At 60.6% G+C, this 19923-nt stretch carries 13 protein-coding genes; 8 read left to right on the top strand and 5 right to left on the bottom strand.

All coding sequences use genetic code 11. The features are described from left to right. Positions 1 to 43 precede the first annotated feature (43 nt). On the bottom strand, positions 44 to 1063 hold the full coding sequence (locus AO064_RS24305) for an alpha/beta fold hydrolase (protein ID WP_012722459.1): 1020 nt from the start codon (positions 1061 to 1063) through the stop codon (positions 44 to 46). Between the two features lie 186 nt (positions 1064 to 1249). Between AO064_RS24305 and AO064_RS24300 the strand changes: the two genes are divergently transcribed. Beyond that, a complete protein-coding gene (locus AO064_RS24300; RefSeq protein WP_064054883.1) occupies positions 1250 to 6772 on the top strand; it encodes a dermonecrotic toxin domain-containing protein in 5523 nt (1840 codons plus the stop codon). 88 nt (positions 6773 to 6860) lie between these two features. Beyond that, positions 6861 to 7778: a transcriptional regulator MetR gene (gene metR / locus AO064_RS24295; protein ID WP_012722457.1), complete on the top strand. Its 918-nt coding sequence runs from the start codon at positions 6861 to 6863 to the stop codon at positions 7776 to 7778. A 51-nt stretch (positions 7779 to 7829) separates the two neighbouring features. Here the strand turns inward: metR and AO064_RS24290 are convergent, their stop codons facing one another. Genes AO064_RS24290 through nosR form a run of 3 tightly spaced genes read right to left on the bottom strand, consistent with a single transcriptional unit; the run spans position 7830 to position 10080 of the window. Then, entirely contained in the window at positions 7830 to 8336 is a 507-nt protein-coding gene (locus AO064_RS24290; RefSeq protein ID WP_012722456.1) for a GNAT family N-acetyltransferase, read from the bottom strand. A gap of 5 nt (positions 8337 to 8341) precedes the next feature. Then, positions 8342 to 8758, bottom strand: coding sequence for an NUDIX hydrolase (locus tag AO064_RS24285; RefSeq protein WP_064054882.1), 417 nt, complete (start codon positions 8756 to 8758; stop codon positions 8342 to 8344). Beyond that, complete coding sequence (nosR, locus tag AO064_RS24280; RefSeq protein WP_064054881.1) at positions 8755 to 10080, bottom strand: response regulator c-di-GMP phosphodiesterase, NosR family; 1326 nt, start codon at positions 10078 to 10080, stop codon at positions 8755 to 8757. Before nosR ends, AO064_RS24285 begins: the two co-directional genes overlap by 4 nt. A gap of 218 nt (positions 10081 to 10298) precedes the next feature. On the opposite strand from nosR, the gene AO064_RS24275 reads away from it, so the two are divergent. The 4 genes from AO064_RS24275 to AO064_RS24260 are packed head-to-tail and all read left to right on the top strand — an operon-like array spanning position 10299 to position 16364. Next, positions 10299 to 12173, top strand: coding sequence for a putative bifunctional diguanylate cyclase/phosphodiesterase (locus AO064_RS24275; RefSeq protein WP_064054880.1), 1875 nt, complete (start codon positions 10299 to 10301; stop codon positions 12171 to 12173). A 54-nt stretch (positions 12174 to 12227) separates the two neighbouring features. Then, positions 12228 to 13163 (top strand): cytochrome-c peroxidase, encoded by a 936-nt coding sequence (locus AO064_RS24270; protein WP_122256133.1) that lies wholly within the window; start codon positions 12228 to 12230, stop codon positions 13161 to 13163. A 10-nt stretch (positions 13164 to 13173) separates the two neighbouring features. Beyond that, positions 13174 to 14988 (top strand): DAHL domain-containing protein, encoded by a 1815-nt coding sequence (locus AO064_RS24265; RefSeq protein ID WP_064054878.1) that lies wholly within the window; start codon positions 13174 to 13176, stop codon positions 14986 to 14988. After that, entirely contained in the window at positions 14985 to 16364 is a 1380-nt protein-coding gene (locus tag AO064_RS24260; RefSeq protein WP_064054877.1) for an ATP-binding protein, read from the top strand. The genes AO064_RS24265 and AO064_RS24260 overlap by 4 nt, the downstream gene beginning before the upstream one ends. A gap of 20 nt (positions 16365 to 16384) precedes the next feature. Here the strand turns inward: AO064_RS24260 and AO064_RS24255 are convergent, their stop codons facing one another. Next, entirely contained in the window at positions 16385 to 16657 is a 273-nt protein-coding gene (locus tag AO064_RS24255) for a type B 50S ribosomal protein L31 (protein WP_064054876.1), read from the bottom strand. A gap of 184 nt (positions 16658 to 16841) precedes the next feature. Here AO064_RS24255 and AO064_RS24250 point away from each other — a divergent pair, with 184 nt between their 5' ends. Further along, positions 16842 to 18461 (top strand): FMN-binding glutamate synthase family protein, encoded by a 1620-nt coding sequence (locus AO064_RS24250; RefSeq protein WP_012722446.1) that lies wholly within the window; start codon positions 16842 to 16844, stop codon positions 18459 to 18461. Between the two features lie 326 nt (positions 18462 to 18787). Then, positions 18788 to 19921, top strand: a complete 1134-nt coding sequence (locus tag AO064_RS24245; RefSeq protein WP_064054875.1) for an OpgC family protein — start codon at positions 18788 to 18790, stop codon at positions 19919 to 19921. Positions 19922 to 19923: the final 2 nt, after the last annotated feature.

Raw genomic sequence — 19923 nt, 5'->3', positions numbered from 1 at the left:
CGCTAGCAGTAATGTGCCGTAAAGGTTGCACGATACACCAATGTCACAACACCTTTGCAGGCTCGCCCAAGTCAATCTGCGCCCAGTGCGCGGCATCTTCGCGATGGGCTTGCAGGTACGGCAGCACCGCCGCCAGCAACGGTGCCTTGAACGCTTCCTGGAAACGATGGGCCAGGCCGGGGATCAGCTTCAACTGACTGCCCTGGATATGCGCCGCCAGGTGCACGCCATGCATCACCGGCAGCAACGGGTCAGCAGTACCGTGCACCACCAGGGTCGGCACGCGCAGTTGGTTGAGCAACGGCACGCGGCTCGGTTCGGCGAGGATCGCCATGATCTGGCGCTTCACGCCGTCCGGGTTGAAGGCCCGGTCGTAGGACAGCGCCGCCTGGTGCAGCAACACCTGGCGATCATCCTTCACGTTCGGGCTGCCCAGCGCCGCCAGTAGATCGGCTTGCTGCTCCAGGGCCACTTCACGATTCGGCGCGCTGCGCCGCGACAGCAATTGCACCAGCGCCGCGTTCGGTGCCGGCAGGCCTTCGGCGCCGGAACTGGTCATGATCAGCGTAAGGCTCTCGACCCGCTGCGGCGCCATGGCCGCCAGGTGCTGGGCGATCATCCCGCCCATGCTCGCGCCCAGCACGTGGAATTGCTGGATCTGTAAGGCGTCCATCAAGCCGATGGCGTCGTCGGCCATATCGGTCAAGGTATACGGCGCCGCCACCGGCAGGCCGAGCTTGTAGCGCAGCACTTCAAAGGTCAGGTTGGCATTGGCCGGTGCCTGGCGCCACGTGGACAGGCCGACGTCGCGGTTGTCATAGCGGATCACCCGAAACCCTTGCTGGCACAGGGCGACGACGACTTCGTCGGGCCAATGGATCAACTGCCCGCCCAGCCCCATCACCAGCAGCAAGGCCGGGTCGGACGCACGGCCGATGCTCTGGTAGGCGATACTCACCTGAGCCAGGTCGACCGTTTGGGTCGGGACATTAACGTCACATCGAGAAGCCGCAAAAGACGGCAGGCCGAACAATAGAGCGGCCAGTAAAAGCAACACGCGCATGAAAAACACCGAAACGCAGAACCCCAGTAGAGCGCGAGTCTGATGAAGTTTGTTCAAGCGCGCTGCCACAGTTGCGTGACAGTTTGATGAAGCCCGCTCAACGGTCACTGCGACAACTATCTAAGCCCCCACAGAAGTCACGCCGACGTTCAATGCCCGTTACTTCATTGATCCCGAGACATTCTGATGGCGGAACAACTCAACACACGCATTACCCTCAGCGACATTCGCAGGCCCTCATCCCCTCTAGGCCGTGCGGTGGATGAAAATCTCTTGCTGCAAGCGCGCGAGAGCTGGCAGGACAGTCGCCAGCGCTTGCGCGACCTGATGGCGACCGCGCCCAGCGTGCGCGCATCGATCAACACACTGATCAGGCAGGAATTGGACGTGGATGGCGAGCAGGTACATCTGCACTTCGCCGCGCAAGGTGATGCCCCTGCCCAGGATGTCACGCTCACGGACGCCTGGGCCTACGCTCAACAACACTATGCGTTCGCGGGCGTGGACCCCACCCTCGACCAACGCTGCACACTCACTGGTCTCTCTGAAGAGACGACACCGGTTGCGCTGCTGCAACGATTGCTGAAGCTGAACCTGCGGCATGGGATCAGAAGCCACTGGATCACCTGGTGGATTGCCCGCGCGCCCGGCACCCCGATGGCCCGGCGCGAACTGGCCAACCAACTGTACCGCCAGCATTTCCTGGCCGCCGCCCAACATGCCGTCGCCGTGGGCGAGATCAATACCGACCAGGTGGCCCCGCTCCTACGGCTGGTCGATCCACCTGCCGACGAAAAACCCGCCGACGGCCAGGCCCTGTATGTCGAGCAACTGCTGTTGACGTCTGCCAGCGGCCCTACGGTCGAGGTGCCGGGAGCATTGGTCATGACCCGTACCGACCAGGACAACCCTGTGACTCAGTGTGTGTACTTGCCCACCCGACAGCCGGCGCTGATGGTGTTTGGCGACCGCGTCCGCCTGGAAACCTGGCTACGTGATCAGCCGGAATTGTTCCCCGGCGTCGCACAGATAACCCGCGAGCACACCATCGAGTACCGCACGGTTGAGCCCCCCTTGCAGGCAGGGCTGACACACCTTCAGGAGCATTGGATCAAGCAAAAACAAGACACCCTGACGTCTGCGACCGACGGTGATTTGGCCGAGCACGGCGCGAGCGCGCTGCACACTGCCGAGCGGATCGACCGCCTGCAACGGGAGCCACTGTTCGCTGCAGCCCCAGAACTGCCCGCTGCACCCGACAGTACCGAAAACCCGCCGCCCTTTACTGGCTTGACCGCCGATGTGCCATTGGGGCTACGCCGCCAGGCCTTGAAACAACAGCAAAACGCCCTTGAAATCTTCGTGGGCGAGGACGACTCGCGCCTGGCCTTACTCACCCCTCTATTCGATGCACTGCATCAGGCCCGGCAGCAGGCCTACACAGCAGCCGGCGCTTTGCTCGATCAAAAACCTGCGCTCATGCTGTCGGAGCTACTGCAGAAGCACACCCCTCAATACACCGCCCTGCTGCAGGCGCGATGGCAGGGGTTGAAGCAGGAAGCCGAGCTGCTACGACAGTTGAAGCAAATCAGCACCGCTGAGTATCAGTGGCTGATGGATGGGCTGGACCCCGACAAACCACCCGCCAAGGACATCGCGGTCGCCTGCCTCGTCCTGTCCATGATCGAAAAAAAGAACGGCGAAAAAACCATCAGCCAAAAAGAACTCGAGGGTGTGCTGTTGATTACCCAAGCCAGCACCTTGAACGCATTGCCCTCCTCGCCCAACAGCCTGCTGCTCTACTGGCCAGGCCACAATGGTGGTGTGCATCGCTTTGAAAACTTTGCGCAGTTGCAAGCGTGGTTCTTCGTCCAAACCTCCACTCAGCCGGCGCTGACGCTTGAGCCCCGCCTGCTGAGCCAGAAGGCCTTCGATTACAGCTTGCACCAGCAGCTTTCCAACGGTGTGCAGCAGATTGAAGTGCTGTTGCACCGTACATCCGAGCCCGAACAGGCCCTGCAACAAGCCACTGAACTGCAAGCCATCCGCGTAAAACTGCTGCACGAACTGGGCGTACCGGCGAATGAAGCACGCGAACTGGCTTATACCCAGTGGCGTGAGCGACAGCAGACGGGCGCCCTGGCCGAACACCTGACCACCTGGCTCACTACCGTCAGCGCCGAAGACCGAGCCCAGCTCAAGGCATGGATCGAAGAATATTGGCGGGCCATGCGCAGGGCCGATCACGCGCTGGAACAAAAACTGCCCCTGAGCCACACCTACTGCAAGACCCAGCTTGAAAAGCGCCTGAACCGGGATTTCGCCCTCAAACAGCCCTTTTCCGTGACACTGGATTTGCCCGAAACCGTTGCCCACCGGCAGCACTTTTTCGCCGCGCCCGGCGCACCGGGAACCCCGACCAAAACCGTGCTGGAACCCAGCACGGCCCGAGTCAGCCTGAGCCTTGAAGACCTGGCGTTGGGTAACATCGATAACGCACTCAGTGAACGCCTGGGCTTTATGAAAGTGCTCGTCAGCACGCTCGATACGAATGAGCGTGAAGTCCTCGCGGCAGCCCTCACTCCGCGCTACGTGAAAACAATGGTCACCGAGCTGGACGTGGCACAACAGTATGAGGACCTGATCAAGGAGACCTGGACGGGCACCGACCGGGAAGCCTCGTTTACTCGCGACGCTCGCCTGGAATGCCTGATGGAACCCCACCGCCTGATACTGAAGATTCAGGGTCGGTTGGCGCACTTGAACGGCACCCTCACGGCGGATGAACTTCAGGTGTTCAACCGGGCCGCCGAGCAGGCCAAGCCGGTGGGTCTCGTTGTGCTGCCGGCCGTACTCAGTGTCGGCGGGGCGGACACCGATGACGGCCCCAGCACGTTGTCTGGCATCAGCTTCATTGAAGAAAAAAGCACCGGGCTGACCCTCCTCTACCTGCCCGACAGCCCGGACCGCCAGTACGTGCGGCGCTTCGATACCCGCGAGCAAGCCCGCCAGGCCCTCTACAACCTGTGCCTGTCCAGCGACATGGTCAGTTACCTGGCCGCACGCGCAGTGCCCGGAGACGTCGAACGCCATGCCGGTCGGATCAACCAGGCCGTGCTGAAAAACTATAGTGCCCTGATTGCCATCGGCAAACCCTGGCCAGGCGCACCGTCGCTGGCCACTCACGTGTTCAACGCCCACATGGGCCGCTTGCTTGAGGCTCACCGCGCCACCTCACGCTCCAACAGCGAGCTGTACCGGGAACGCTATGCGATGAAGGGTGAGCAGGCCTTTACCTGGATCAAGATGGCCATGGGTGTGGTACCCATCGTGGGTACCGCCATCGGTCTACACGATGGTTGGACCAGCGCCAACGACGCCGTCCGTGCGTTTCGGCGCGGCGACCCGGTTGAAGGATTACAGGCGGTAACGCAGGTCCTGCAATCACTGATCGATGCCGCCATCGACGTGGGCACCGGCGTGCTCATCACCCCGAATGCCGCGCGTGCACGCACCGCCGCGCGCCAACTGCGCAACGCGTTCAACGTGAGCGGTTATTTGCGTCCGCCACCGAGCCGCAGTGCCCATATAGGCCTGCGGTTCAGCGGTTACGAATACGAGAAAGCGCTCTCGCTCGGCCACCTGCAGCCGGCGACGTACGGTCTTTATCGTCACATCTACCGGCATGCCGACGGCGACTTCATCCTGCGCAGGCATGCGCTCTATCAGGTTGAGTTGCAGGATGGTCACTGGCGCCTGAGCGGCAACTCGAAAAAAACCTACAAGCAGCCGATTGCCCTGGATGAAACCGGGCAATGGGACACGCACTTCGGTGTCTACGGCACCTCACACCCCGGTGGCCTGGCAGGCGGCGGTGCGGCGCTCGGGCACCTGGCGGACAGGCTGGACCCGCTGTGGCCGTTGGCAATTCGTGAGCGTCTGCCGCGCTGGTGGACCGATCAGGTCTACCGCCGGCAGTACGCACTCGAGGCCAGCATTGACCAGATCTATCATCGTTTCGACCAAAACCATAAGCGCGTAGGGACTCTGGTAGATCGCTACGAAAACGGCGAGACCGCCCTGTTCGACGAGCTTGTAACCGACCTGACGCAAGGCATAGCGCTTGCCAAACAGCTTCATGAGCAGTTCGAGCAAGTCCTTCCATTTTCCCGCGGCAACCGGGCCAGCGTTGGGACTAAAGCCAAAAGTGATGCCGCGTATGAAGTGGTCTGGAAGTCACAATGGCTGATCAAGCTCAGGGGAGAACGGATGGTCACCCATTCCGATGACATTGAAAAACTGACCGCTCTCCTAGAGGCCATGCCCTATGAGCAGGTGACGGTACGGGCGGCCCTCAGAGAACAGATCAGGGGCAAACACATTGCCAACCTTGAGCACTTTCGCCACACCGAGACCGCGATGGAGACCATGAACACTTGGAACAGCCGGGTCTCCCTCCGTGAGCACCGACAACGAATAAACATTGCCTCAGAGGTGATAAACCGGCACCTGTCCGAGAGAAAACGTAACTACACCAAGGTCGCCGCCCTGCTGGACGTCATCGATCATGGCAAGGCACTGTCGGACGTCTCCTGGCATTACCTGCAAGGTGCGCTGAAGAACGCCAAAACCACGACCTGGCGTGCGTTGGATCTGCAAACCGACTTGCTGGAAATCAGTTCGAACCTCAACCAACGCAACACGATCCTCAATTTCTGCATTGATGCCTACGAAAACATGCGGATGAACCTGGACCGCTGGTCAACCAGTTACCCCCAACATTTCGACGCGGTTTACGTCCCCCAACTGCGCGCCGAACTGGAAAAGATGGCCGAGCGCGCCCGTAAAACCTTGCGTGAGCCTGCACCGCGCAAGCCCACCACCAGCCCCCGCAGAATTTTCGAAACTGAAGACAACACGCTGCTCATCGGTGTGGAAAGCTGGGAACCCTCGACCCGCGTACGTCGCTACACCATCACCGGTGCCCAAGGCCGTACCGAAATCTGGGAGCAAACCGCCAATGGCCGGTATTACCTGACCAACCCCGAGCCGATTGCCGAGGTTGTCGCCGCCAGGAGCCTCAACGCCCTGATCAGTGAAGCGCAAGCGCGACTGAAGGCCGTGGCGGCTTACATCAAAAAAGTGCGTGACTACGCCCGTCAAGGCCTATTGCCGGTGGAGATGGAGGAGATGCTGGCAAGAGAGGCCGATGAGCTGCTCACCCGGGCGCGAACCATCGCGCCCTTGGCACCCGATCATATAACCCTCAAACAGCTGCAGGACGGCGCCACACAGCTGACGACAACCGGCCGTGCCCTGCGGACGGAGTTTTCCCTGTCCAGTAAAAAGCCCACCGATGGCATGCTCGATGACCTGGCCAGGCATAACGTGGTCGAGGTAAGGCGTAACAGCGGGTTGAAACGCCTGCCCCTGTTACGTGAAGGGCGTCCGGATTTCATGCAGGAATATGAAATCTGGGATTTGACCGCGTTGCCGCCAACGCCGCTGTGGTACGCGCACTTTCATTACAACCGGCGCGCAGCCACATTCGATCAGTTCGAGAAAGCCCACTTGAAGCTGCCGGAGCATCGAGGCCTGACTCACGGTGATGACCCGACATTGCCGTTCTCCGATATCGGCAAAAAATCCTCGGCGCTGCCTCATATCCGTCCGTTGTGGGTCGCTGCCGACGAGGTTTCGGCGTCGTGACGCTCGGCAGGGGTTGAATGAGAGGCTGTAAACATGAGACAAATTCAACCATTCCTTCTCAAACATCAAATTTACTCATGGATAACCCGTGCTAGAGATCCGCCACCTCAAGACCCTGCACGCCTTGCGCGAAGCCGACAGCCTGGTCGAAGCCGCTGAACGCCTGCACCTGACTCAATCGGCGCTTTCTCATCAGTTCAAGGAACTGGAGGAGCGCCTGGGCATGCCGTTGTTCGTGCGCAAGACCAAGCCGCTGCGCTTCACCAGCGCCGGCCTGCGCTTGCTGCAACTGGCCGACGCCACCCTGCCGCTGCTGCGCGGCGCCGAGCGCGACATTGCACGCTTGGCCGGCGGCACCGCCGGGCGTTTGCACATGGCCATCGAGTGCCACAGCTGCTTCCAGTGGCTGATGCCGACCATCGACCAGTTCCGCGATGCCTGGCCGGAAGTCGAGCTGGACCTGGCCTCGGGCTTTGCCTTCGCGCCGCTGCCGGCGTTGGCCCGGGGTGACCTGGACTTGGTGGTGACGTCCGACCCGCTGGAACTGCCAGGCATTACCTATGTGCCGCTGTTCACCTATGAAGCCATGCTCGCCGTGGCCAACCAGCACGCGCTGGCGAACAAGGCCTACATCGTGCCGCAAGACTTGCTGACCGAAACCCTGATCACCTACCCGGTGGAGCGCGACCGCCTGGACATCTTCACCCGCTTCCTCGAACCGGCCGATGTTGAGCCGGCGCAGGTGCGCACCTCGGAACTGACGGTGATGATGATGCAACTGGTGGCCAGCGGCCGTGGCGTGTGCGGCATGCCCCACTGGGCGCTGCATGAATACAGCTCGCGCGGCTACGTGAAAGCCAAGCGGCTGGGTGAGAAGGGTTTGTTTGCGACGCTGTATGCAGGGATTCGCGCGGACATGCTGGATGCGCCGTATATGCGCGACTTTCTGCTGACCGCGAAGGACACCTCGTTTTCCACCTTGGATGGGGTCAGCGCGGTGCGTTGAAAGGCTCAGCTCAACCGGTGGAAGGGGGCTTTCCCCCTCCCACAGGGCGTATCACTGGTCTTGCAGTTCGCGCCACATGTGGATTTTGTCGAAGTAATCCACGCCCACCCGCACCGCCAGCGGTTCCAGACCGTATTGAGTGAACCCACAGCGCTGGTACAGCGCAAACGCGGCGTCATTACCGGCGGTGACGGTCAGCTGGATCACTTTCAAGCGCGGATGTCGGCGCGCTTCATCCAGGGCCGCCTCGACCAACCGCAGGCCCAGGCCTCTTTGCTGATAGGCCCCGGTCACGTACATACCGAACAGGGTCACCTTGTGCCGCGCCTTCTCGCGTGGCTCGTACGCCAGACCGACAATACCCGCCAGTTCATCGCCGTCGAAACCGCCCAGCAGCCGATCCAGTGGGTTGTCGAGGCGCTTTTGCCACCAGCTCAACGGCATCGCCGCCCGCTCGGCCACACTGGAGGTGAATGCCTGCGGATAGGCGCCGTACGCCTCCAGCATCAAGGCCCGATAAGCCTCGGCGTCGTGGGCTCCCAGTGCACGGATGATCATAGGCTTCAGGCCGTTGCGGTCAGTGACGCACGGTAAAACGGCAGGATCAGGTCGCGTGTCAACGGCGCCAAGTGCAAGCCGCCATCACCGGCAGGATCGATCCAGCGTACCTCTTCGATTTCAGCAGCGGGGGTGACCGGCACATCGATGCGTACCTGGAACAACTCAGCGTCTACGGTAAAGCCCGGCTCGTTGACCGCGGGCGCGCTGAAGTTGCCGAGGTAGAGGGCTTGGCTGGGGTCGATGCACAGGTTCAGCTCTTCGTGCAGCTCGCGGGCCAGGGCCTCGGCAGGTTGCTCGCCGGCGTCGATCTTGCCGCCAGGCTGCATGAACGCTTGGGTGCCACGCTTGCGTACAAGCAATGTTTGGCCGTCGCTGCCGATCAGGAGGGCGGCGGCGATGCGGATAGTAGAGGTGCTCATGAAAGGTTCGCGGTCTCTTCGGGTACTTTGATAAAAATGGCGTATTTCGCGCCTTCCATTGCCTCAAACGCAATGAGCTTGTCCACCAGCGGCAGGTTCAGCACCTTGCCGGCGTTGAGCAGCAACATGCCGTTATCGGCATTGAGGTTACGCGCCAGGACCATGCCGTCCGCCAGTTCACGGGTGGTCAGGACCTTGACGGTGGGATCGCCCAGCGTCACATCACTGAGGAACTTGGCACAGGCCTGAATAAAATCGTCGACCAGGCTTGGGTCGTAAAGGCGCCCGGCATACTTCTGGATGTAGAGCAGCGCTTCATCACTGTTCATCTGCCGCTCAAGGATCAGGCCTTTCTGCAACTCGATGAAATCCACCGCCAGTTTCAGCAGGCGTGAACCGAACGGGATCGCCTCCTCCTTGAGGTGATCGGGAAAGCCGCTGCCGTCATAGCGTTCCTGGTGATGACGAATGATCCGCGCCGCATCCTTCATCGGCTCCAGCGTCATCAGCAGCGACTCGCTCTGCGTTGGATAAGCGCGGTACAGATCGCGGTCGGTGCTGTGCAGCCTATCGGACGGGGCGGTCATCATGCTGTCGGTCCAGCTGAGTTTGCCGATGTTGTAGAGCGCGGCGGCCATGGTCAGGTCGCGCGTGCTGACCTCGTCCATGGCCTGGGCGTTGCAGTACACCCGGATCAGGTCGATCAACTGGCGGTTGGTCTGCTTGTCCTTGGGCAGGCGCAAGTTGGCCAACAGCGAAAACACTTCGGTGCCCGTCACGTAGCTGCGTTTGAGTTCTTCGTAGGCCAGGTCGAGCATGTCGGCGGTCTGCTGCAGCTCGCCGGTGCGCGACTCCACGCGCTTTTCAAGGGTCGCATTGAGCACCTTGAGCTGCTCGTTCTGCGCCTGGGTCAGGCGCTCCAGGCGCTGATGTTCCAGGGCCTGCTGCAGGATCAGCTTCAGTTCATCGTCATTCCAGGGTTTGCCGATGTAACGGTGGATCTGGCCTTCGTTGATCGCCTTGATGATCGTCGGGAGGTCGGCATACCCGGTCAGCAGGATGCGGCTGGTGGTGGGATACACATCATGCACCTTGGCCAACAACGTGGCCCCGTCCATGCCCGGCATGCGCGCATCGCTCATGACCAGGTCGATGGGCTGTGACGCCATGATTTCCAGGGCCTGGGCACCGCTGCCGGCGAGCAGCACATCGTAGGGCTGGCCGCGCAACAAACGGCGCAGGCTATTGAGGATCGACTCTTCATCGTCGACCAGCAAGATGGTGGGTTTTTCGGTGGAAAGCTTCGCGAGTTGTTCATCCATGCCGACTGCGCCTTCAAGTTAAACAGAATTGAGCTACATTGAGCCCTTGTCCCAAGCCGTCTTCCCTCGCTTAAGGCGTGGGGTTGATTTGACGCCAACTGGCCGTCGATATCAAGGGAGCTCGACTATGCTCTCATAGCCGCTGGCACCCCGCTCAGACGTGCAACCAGGGAAGAAGTCATTATGCAGTCGCACCTTTTGCAGTCGCCGTGCGCCGTATGACCCCGGATTCAGTCAGGGCCAACCGTCGTATTCTGATCGTCGATGACACCGCCTCCATCCACCAGGACTTTCGCAAGATCCTCTGTGCCGACGCAGACGCCCAGCCCTCGCTGGACACCCTTGAGCACACGCTGTTCGGCACCCCGACCAAAGTGCGCCAGGTGTTTGAGCTGGACTCCGCCTACCAGGGTGAGGAAGCCCTGGCCCTGGTCCACAAGGCACTCGCCGCCGGCGCTCCCTATGCCATGGCGTTCCTCGACATGCGCATGCCGCCGGGTTGGGATGGTTTGCAAACCATCGAAGCCCTCTGGAATGCCGACCCCAACCTGCAGATTGCCCTGTGCACGGCGTATTCCGACTATTCCTTCGAGGCCATCGAAGCGCGATTGAAATACAACGACCAGTTGCTGATCCTCAAAAAGCCCTTCGACAACCTGGAAATCCGCCAGATGGCCAGCGCCTTGACGTGGAAGTGGCAGCTGGCCCAGGACGTCGCGCTCAAAGTGAGCAGCCTGGAGCGCACCGTGGAAGAGCGTGTGCAGGAACTGCTGAAAGTCTCGCACTTGCTGCAATACGACGCGCTGACCGAATTGCCCAACAGTACGCTGCTGGGCGACCGGCTGACCCAGGCCATGGCCTTGGGCCGTCGGCATGACACCCAACTGGCGGTCATGTTCATCGGGCTGGACCGTTTCAAGCGCATCAACAATGCCCTGGGCTATCCGGTAGGCGACGAGGTGCTGCAGCAGGTCAGCCAAAGCCTGGTGGCGGCGGTGCGTGAGTCGGACTCAGTGTTCCGCTACGGCTCCGACACGTTCGTGATCGTGCTCAACGATATCCTGCACCCCCAGCAGACCCAGGGCGTTGCCCAGAAACTCCTCAAGGTCATCAGCGCGACTCGCCACGTCGCGGGGCATGACCTGAGCATCACGGCCAGCCTGGGCATCAGCATTTACCCCAATGACAGCGGCACCGCGGTGGAGTTGATCAAACATGCTGAAACGGCCATGCACACCAGTAAAGAGCGCGGCCCCGACAGTTTCAGCTTTTATACCGACGCCATGAACCTGCGCGCCCAGCATCAGCAAAACCTGGAAAGTGCGATCCGCCAGGCCTTGGAGCGCGATGAGTTTGTGCTGCACTACCAACCGAAGCTGAACTTGAAATCCGGGCAGATCGTGGGGGCGGAAGCACTGATACGTTGGTTTCAACCCCGCTCAGGGTGGGTCAGCCCCGTGGATTTCATTCCCGTGGCTGAGGACAGTGGCCTGATCGTGCGCCTGACCCAATGGGTACTGCGCGAAGCCTGCCAGCAGGCACAGGCGTGGCGCGTGATGGGCCTGCCCTCGCTGTGCATCTCGGTGAATATCTCGGCGATTGACTTCCGCCAGCGGGATTTTGTCGACAACCTGGCCGCGATCCTGAAGCAAAGCGGCCTGCCGCCCGACCGACTGGAGTTGGAGATCACCGAAAGCGTGTTGATGCAAAATGTCGACGACACCGTTGAAATGCTGAACAAGATCAAAGCCATAGGCGTACGCCTGGCCCTGGATGATTTCGGCACCGGTTACTCCAGCCTCAGCTACCTGCGACGCTTCCCCATTGACGTGCTGAAAATCGATCAGTCTTTTGTGCAAGGCCTGAATGTGAATAACCAGGACGAACAGTTGATCAGCGCTATCATCGGCATGGGCAAGAGCCTGCGGTTGAGCATTATCGCCGAAGGGGTGGAGACGCTGGAACAGCTGAAGTTCCTGCAAACCCAGCAATGTGAAGAAGGCCAAGGCCATCTGTTCAGTAAGGCTGTACCTTCAAAGGATTTCGCCCAGTTGCTGCAAGTGGGCTCCGCGCCCCTGATGCCCGATCAATAGCCGAACACAAGGAGTGCTCGTTTGAGCGCAGTCTCAACTACTCGAATTGGCCTGATGTTCACGTGTTGGCTGGTCACGGCATCGCCCTTGGTGGCCGCCCCGTTGGACGAGCCCCTCAAGCCGTTGCCGGCGGCGCCGGCCCTGGACCCGGCCAAAGTCGAACTGGGCCGCCAGCTGTTCAACGAGCCGCGGCTGTCGGCCAATAACACCTTGTCCTGCGCCAGTTGCCATCGACTGGACAGCGGCGGTGCCGATGACAAACCGTTCTCCATTGGCTTCGATGGCCACCCGGTGGAGATCAACACGCCCACGGTGTTTAACGCCAGCCAGAATTTCAAACAGTTCTGGAACGGCCGGGTGGACACGCTGGAAGCGCAGATCGAACAAGTGGTCATCAGCCCGGTGGAGATGGGCAGCGACTGGAAAACCGTGGTGCAGAACCTGTCCGCCCTGCCCGCCTACCAGGCCGCCTTCAGCCAGTCGTACCCCGACGGCGTCACTGCCGCCAACGTGCAAAATGCGCTGGCCACTTATGAGCGAACGCTGCTGACCCCCAACTCGCGGTTCGACCAGTACCTGTTGGGCAATACCGATATCCTCACGATCCAGGAAAAGTACGGCTACCAGCGCTTCAAGGATTACGGCTGTATCGCCTGCCACCAGGGCATCAATATCGGCGGCAATATGTTCCAGAAGTTCGGCGTGATGGGGGACTACTTCAAGGCGCGCGGCAACCCGGTCGAATCGGACCTGGGGCGCTACCTGCTGACCCAGGACGAGGAAGATCGCCATGTGTTCAAAGTGCCCAGCCTGCGCAACGTGGCGGTCACCGCGCCGTATTTTCACGACGCGTCGGCCAAAACACTGGAAGACGCGGTGGATGTGATGTTCATCTACCAACTGGGCCGCACGCCCTCCGCCGAAGACAAGGCGCTGATCGTGCAGTTTCTCAAGACCCTGACCGGCGAATGGGCAGGCAAGCCGCTATGAGCCAACTCTCATGACCCTTTCCCGCCGCCGTACCAGCCAGTTTCTGCTCAGCCTGATGACGCTGCTGCTGGCCTCGACCCTGGTGTTTCTGTACGTGAAGTCGTCCCGCGATCAGACGGCCACTTACACCCAATCCCGCGACCTGATTCGCCAACTGCAGCAACTCAATGCCCAATGGGACAGCGAGGTGCTCAAGGCCAGGATCGCCGTCACGCACAACTATGACCCTCTGGTTACCCCCCTGCGGGAAATGACGCGGCTGTGGGCAGATCTGCAGAGTCACCCCACCTATCACGCCCCGGAAGACCTGTCCCACTGGCAAGCCACCCTGGAGGGTTACCAGGCGGCGATCCAGGAAAAAGCCCGGTTGGTGGATCAGTTCAAATCCCACAACGCGGTGCTGCGCAACTCCCTGGCCTTCTTGCCGACCGCTGAAGACGATATCCAGGCCCAGTTCAGCCGCTATGACGAGGACGGCAGGCGGCAATTGCAAAGCGTCGCCACCGACACCTACGACCTGTTGCTCAGCAGCCTGGAGTTCGCCCAGGTCACCAGCGACGAGCGTGCCGCCGATATCCTGGTGGGCCTGGGCAAGCTGGCGGTGAACAAGGAACAGTTGCCAACCGAGTTCCAGGCACCGGTTGAGATCCTGAGCAAACACATCGAGCTGATTTTGCGCGAACAACCGCTGGTCAATAATTTGCTCGAACGGATTGCAGCCATTCCCGTGGCCGACCGCCTGGATGAGCTGACCCATTACCTCAACCAGGATCAACAGACGGCCGACCTCGTCGACCAGAAGTACCACCGTTACCTGCTGGTGTTCGCCACCCTGCTGGTGGTTTTGCTGCTGTACCTGGCCGTGCGCCTGTTGCGCAGCTTTGCCGAGATCAACCGCGTCAATCGGGCCTTGCAGGCCGCCAATGAAACCCTGGAGCAACGCGTGGAGCGGCGCACGCAGCAGCTCAAGGATGCCCAGAGTGAGTTACTCGACAGCGCCCGTCAGGCCGGCATGGCGGAGATTGCTACCAACGTGCTGCACAACGTCGGCAACGTGCTTAACAGCGTGAACATTTCCGCCGACATGGTTGCGCGCAAATTACGCAGCAGCAAGGCCCAGGGCCTGGGCAAGGCCATGCAGTTGATCAACGAACACCAGGGGGACCTGGGTACATTCCTGACTCAGGATGAAAAGGGTAAGTTGCTGCCCGGCTACCTGAACCAACTGGTGGAGGCGATTGCCGTCGAACAGCAAGGCATGACCGACGAACTGGCGCAACTGAGCAAAAGCGTCGACCACATCAAGGACATCGTCTCCACCCAGCAGTCCTATGCCGGGGCGTCAACGCTGCTGGAACCGGTGCATATCAGCGTATTGATGGAAGATGCCTTGCGGATGAATGCCGGTGCGCTGAGCCGCCACAATGTGACGGTGGTCAAGCATTACGCCCAGGTGCCGGAAATCCTGGCAGACAAACACCGGTTGCTGTTGATCATGGTCAACCTGATCAGCAATGCCAAATATGCCATGTCCAACCTCAGCGACCGGCCACGGCAGATGACCCTCAGGGTCGAGCAGAGGGATGACGATACCCTGCAGATCAGCGTGAAGGACGATGGCGAAGGCATACCGGCCGAAAACATGACCCGCATCTTTACCCACGGTTTTACCACCCGCAAGGAAGGCCACGGCTTTGGCCTGCACAGCTGCGCCCTGGCCGCTGTGGAGATGAATGGCCAGCTCACCGCCCACAGCGACGGGCCGGGCCGGGGCGCGGTATTTACCTTGAGCATTCCTCTGACCCTTGCCGGAAGTCCCGCATGAACAAGCCCCCAAACCGACGCATCCTGTTGATTGATGACACGCCGTCGATTCACGACGACTTCCGCAAGATCCTGATGCCTGTGGTTGATTCCAACCAAGTGCTGGATGAGATGGAGTCAGCACTGTTTGGCGCTACGGTCAAAGCCAAGGCCCCGGGCTTCGAGCTGCACTCAGCCTACGGCGGAGAAGAAGGCCTGCAATTGCTCATCTCTGCGATGGCACAGCAGCAGCCCTATGCCCTGGCGTTCGTCGACATGCGTATGCCCCAGGGCTGGGACGGTGCGAAGACCATAGAAGAACTCTGGAAAATCGCCCCCGACCTGCAGGTGGTGGTGTGCACCGCCTACTCGGACTATGCCTGGGAAGACCTGCTGGACCGCCTGCACGGGCATGATCGCTTGCTGATCCTGAAAAAACCGTTCGATAACATTGAAGTCCAGCAAATGGCCAATACCCTGGCCAATAAATGGGACATGGCCCGTCGCGCCACGCTGCAAACCACTCACCTGGAGCAGTTGGTGGAACAACGCACCCAGGCGCTGCAACTGGAAATCGACGAGCGCAAGCACCTGGAAAGCCAACTGGTGCAGTCGGAAAAACTCGCCTCGCTTGGCCAACTCGCGGCGGGTGTGGCCCATGAAATAAACAACCCGGTGGGTTTTATCTCATCCAACCTCAGCACCCTGGACAGCTACTTCAACCAGCTGCAACAGATGCTCGATGCCTATCAAAGCGCCGAAGAACTGATTGCCCCGCAAGAACAGCGCGATCAACTCAAAGCCCTGCGAACCGGCCTGGAGCTGGATTTTCTCAAGGAGGACATTCCGATTCTGATCCGGGAGTCCAAGGAAGGCATCGGCCGCGTGGTGCAGATCGTCAAGGACCTGAAGAACTTCTCCCGTGTCGACAACGACCAGACCTGGCAATTTGCCAACCTGCAACAGGGCATCGATTCGACGCTGAACATCGTCGCCAGTGAACTCAAGTACAAGGCCGATGTGGTCAAACACTACAACCCACTGCCGGAAATCGAATGCCTGGCCTCGCAGCTGAACCAGGTGGTGATGAACCTGGTGATCAACGCCGCACAAGCCATGGGGCCGGAACGCGGCACCATTACCATCAGCAACGGTGTGGACGGCGAGAATATCTGGCTGGAAGTGGCGGACAACGGCTGTGGGATTACACCCGAAACCGTGCAGAAGATCTTCGACCCGTTCTTTACCACCAAGCCGGTGGGCGAAGGCACCGGGCTGGGGTTGTCACTCTCCTACGGCATCATCAAGAAACACCATGGCAACATCTCCGTCAGCAGCGAGGTAGGCAAGGGAACGACCTTTCGGGTGGTGTTGCCGATACGGCAAACGGCGGCGTAGGGCACGCCGCCGAATCAGGTTCAGGCTTCGGCTTTCTTCGCGCCGGAGCCAAACGATGCAAACCGCTTGTTGAAACCGGCAATCCGGCCTTCAACCTGAGTCTTGCGCTGCTGGCCGGTGTAGATCGGGTGCGAGGCGCTGGAGACGTCCAGCGGGATGTACGGGTAGGTGTTGCCGTCGCTGTGTACATGGGTGCGGTCGCTGTCGGCGGTGGAGCCGATCAGGAAGAACACGTCGGCGGCGGTGTCGTGGAACAACACGGTACGGTAGTCGGGATGGATACCAGCTTTCATAAGGCCTCCTGGGCGTCTGGGTGGATTCGATGTGTTATACAGTAACGCAAATAATGCACCCAAACGAGAACCGATTGCAATAAGGGCAAGCCCCAGTTCAATGCCCTTATCGGTTGTCCCGGCTTTCCCTACAGGCGCAGAATGGCGGATCGACCTGTAGCGTTGAACCTGAGGAAAAAACCGTATGAGCCTGTCGTTACTGAGCCGTTACGCCTTCTTTGCCGTGTGCGTCATTTTCACCCTCGCCAGCCTCCCTTTTATCCACCACGAATGGCTGTGGCCCATCACCCTGGTCACCGGCGTGTTGAGCCTGATCGGCATTTTCGACCTGCTGCAAAGCCCCCACGCCGTGCGCCGCAATTACCCGATCCTGGGCAATATCCGTTACCTGGTGGAAGCCATTCGCCCGGAAATCCGCCAATACCTGCTTGAGTCCGACAGCGATGCCCTGCCTTTCTCGCGTTCCCAGCGCTCGCTGGTGTACTCGCGCGCCAAGAACGAAACGGCGGACAAACCCTTCGGCACACTGATCGACGTGTACCAGTCGGGCTTCGAATTCATCGGCCACTCCATGCGTCCCGCGCCCCTGAGCGACCCCAACGCGTTTCGCGTGATGGTCGGCGGCCCACAGTGCACGCAACCGTACTCGGCGTCGGTGTTCAACATCTCGGCGATGAGTTTTGGCTCGTTGAGCGCCAACGCCATCCGCGCGCTCAATCAGGGTGCCAAGCTGGGTAACTTTGCCCACGACACCGGCGAAGGCAGTATCAGCCCCTACCACCGCGAACACGGCGGCGACCTGACCTGGGAACTGGGCAGCGGCTACTTCGGCTGCCGCACCAGCGACGGCCGCTTCGACCCGGAACGCTTCGCCGTGCAGGCACAAAACCCACAAGTGCGCATGATTGAAATCAAGATGAGCCAGGGCGCCAAGCCCGGCCATGGCGGGATCCTGCCCAAGCACAAAGTCACCCGGGAAATTGCCGACACCCGCGGCATCATGATGGGCGAGGATTGCATCTCGCCGTCGCGCCACAGCGCATTTTCCACGCCGATCGAACTGATGCAGTTCATCGCCCAACTGCGTGAACTCTCCGGTGGTAAACCGGTGGGTTTCAAGTTCTGCCTCGGCCACCCGTGGGAATTCATGGGCATCGCCAAGGCCATGCTCGACACCGGTATCCTCCCGGATTTTATCGTGGTCGACGGCAAGGAAGGCGGCACCGGCGCCGCGCCCGTGGAGTTCACCGACCATATCGGCGTGCCGCTGCGTGAGGGCCTGCTGTTCGTGCACAACACCCTGGTGGGCCTGAACCTGCGCGACAAGATCAAGCTCGGCGCCAGTGGCAAAATCGTCAGTGCATTCGATATCGCCAGCGTCTTGGCCATCGGCGCCGACTGGGCCAACTCGGCGCGCGGTTTCATGTTTGCCATCGGCTGCATTCAGTCGCAAAGCTGTCACACCAATAAATGCCCCACCGGCGTGGCCACCCAAGACCCACTGCGCCAGCGCGCCCTGGTGGTGCCGGATAAGGCCCAGCGGGTGTTCAACTTCCACCGCAACACGCTCAAGGCGCTGGCGGAAATGCTCGCGGCGGCCGGCCTGGATCATCCGTCACAGCTGTCGGCCAAGCACTTGGTGCGGCGCATGTCGGCGACTGAGATCAAGCTGTTCTCGCAGTTGCATGTGTTCCTCAAGCCGGGCGAGTTGCTGACGGGCGAGGTGAACGGCGAGTTTTATTCGCGCATGTGGCAGATGGCGCGAGCGGACAGTTTTGAGCCGCATGAAGTGGCGGCAGCGTAAGGGAGCGATACCGTGTTGAACGTCATCGCCGAAGGTTTCATCAAGCCGGTACCGAAAATCAATGAGTACCAGGCAAAGCCCTGCCGTGTACTGCTGATGGATGCTTTCTAGGCCGCTCGTATTGCGTGCAAGCCGGCAGCGCCCATGGCGTATTCGCCGGCTACCACGCTGCGTGAGTGATCATGGATATCTAGAGACATTCAGTAATATCCCGGCTTTGCAATTGCTTACAAATACCGCCAACCTGCGCCCGCCCGACGTGCGGCGTGCGACATCCCTGCCACGCGCCTGTCATTACTAAACTATTTGTTCAAGAGCCCGCTGCCATGCTGAACGGACGCGACCCGCGCATCGATTTTTTTCGGGGCCTGGCGTTGATCTTCATTTTCTGGGATCACGTCCCCCACAATCCCCTTGGCCAGATTACCCTGCGCAATATCGGCTTCAGCGACGCGGCTGAAGTCTTCGTGTTTCTTGCCGGCTACGCTTCCGTGCTGGCCTACGGCAAGGTCCTGCAGCGCGAAGGCTACTGGATGGCCTGCTTGAAGATCCTGCAGCGCACGTGGGTGCTGTACGTGGTGCATATCTTTTTGCTGGCGATGCTGATGGGTATCGTGTTCTTCGCCAACAGCCATGTGGAAACCCGCGACCTGGTAGAGGAAATGGGCCTGACGCATTTCGTCACACACCCGCAGCAAGCCCTGGTGGATGAATTGCTGCTGCGCTTCAAGCCGAACCTGATGGACCCGTTGCCGCTGTATATCGTGCTGCTGGCCGGCCTGCCGCTGGTGCTGCCGTTGCTCCTGCGCAAGACCTGGGCGGTGGTCGCGGTATCGATGGCGGTGTACCTGCTGGCGCCGCACCTGGGCTGGAACCTGGCGGCGATCGCAGACGGTGTGTGGTACTTCAACCCGGTCACCTGGCAGTTCCTGTTCATACTGGGCGGTGCGGCGGCCATTCACGGGCAAACGCCACGGGCGCAGGATGATCGCCCCCTGCTACGCCAGCCGCTGTTCGTCACCGCAGCGGTCTATTCGCTGGTGGCCTGCGTGATCACGATTGCCTGGCGCTGGCCCGACGTGCATGACGCGCTGATGCCTTCCGCACTCAGCGAGTTGCTCTACCCGATCAGCAAGACCGACCTGTCGCCGGTCCGTTTGCTGCACTTCCTGGCCCTGGCCTATGTCACCGCCAAACTGTTGCCGGGGCGTGCCTGGACGCAAAACTGGCTGGCACGGCAAACCTGCCGGATGGGGCGCTATTCGCTGGAAGTGTTCTGCCTGGGCGTGTTGCTGGCGCCGCTGGCTGACATGGTCAACGCCCTGGCTGGCGATACCTTCACCATGCAGGTTTTCACCGCCTTGGCCGGCGCAGCGCTGATGGCGACGCTGGCCGCGTGGCTGGAGTTCAACAAGCGCCTGAACACGCCCATGAAGTCTGCAACCCAGGTACATAGTTAACC

The organism is Pseudomonas marginalis (genome assembly GCF_001645105.1).
In the GTDB taxonomy this organism is placed as follows: domain Bacteria; phylum Pseudomonadota; class Gammaproteobacteria; order Pseudomonadales; family Pseudomonadaceae; genus Aquipseudomonas; species Aquipseudomonas petroselini.
Note: the sequence above shows the minus strand (reverse complement) of the source record. Positions and strands in the feature narration are given on the sequence as shown.

Excerpts from the sequence above, each read along its gene's own strand:
- AO064_RS24305 (WP_012722459.1), bottom strand. The coding sequence starts at position 1,063 with ATGCGCGTGTTGCTTTTACTGGCCGCTCTATTGTTCGGCCTGCCGTCT.
- AO064_RS24300 (WP_064054883.1), top strand. The coding sequence starts at position 1,250 with ATGGCGGAACAACTCAACACACGCATTACCCTCAGCGACATTCGCAGG.
- AO064_RS24290 (WP_012722456.1), bottom strand. The coding sequence starts at position 8,336 with ATGATCATCCGTGCACTGGGAGCCCACGACGCCGAGGCTTATCGGGCC.
- AO064_RS24285 (WP_064054882.1), bottom strand. The coding sequence starts at position 8,758 with ATGAGCACCTCTACTATCCGCATCGCCGCCGCCCTCCTGATCGGCAGC.
- nosR (WP_064054881.1), bottom strand. The coding sequence starts at position 10,080 with ATGGATGAACAACTCGCGAAGCTTTCCACCGAAAAACCCACCATCTTG.
- AO064_RS24275 (WP_064054880.1), top strand. The coding sequence starts at position 10,299 with ATGACCCCGGATTCAGTCAGGGCCAACCGTCGTATTCTGATCGTCGAT.
- AO064_RS24270 (WP_122256133.1), top strand. The coding sequence starts at position 12,228 with ATGTTCACGTGTTGGCTGGTCACGGCATCGCCCTTGGTGGCCGCCCCG.
- AO064_RS24265 (WP_064054878.1), top strand. The coding sequence starts at position 13,174 with ATGACCCTTTCCCGCCGCCGTACCAGCCAGTTTCTGCTCAGCCTGATG.
- AO064_RS24260 (WP_064054877.1), top strand. The coding sequence starts at position 14,985 with ATGAACAAGCCCCCAAACCGACGCATCCTGTTGATTGATGACACGCCG.
- AO064_RS24255 (WP_064054876.1), bottom strand. The coding sequence starts at position 16,657 with ATGAAAGCTGGTATCCATCCCGACTACCGTACCGTGTTGTTCCACGAC.
- AO064_RS24250 (WP_012722446.1), top strand. The coding sequence starts at position 16,842 with ATGAGCCTGTCGTTACTGAGCCGTTACGCCTTCTTTGCCGTGTGCGTC.
- AO064_RS24245 (WP_064054875.1), top strand. The coding sequence starts at position 18,788 with ATGCTGAACGGACGCGACCCGCGCATCGATTTTTTTCGGGGCCTGGCG.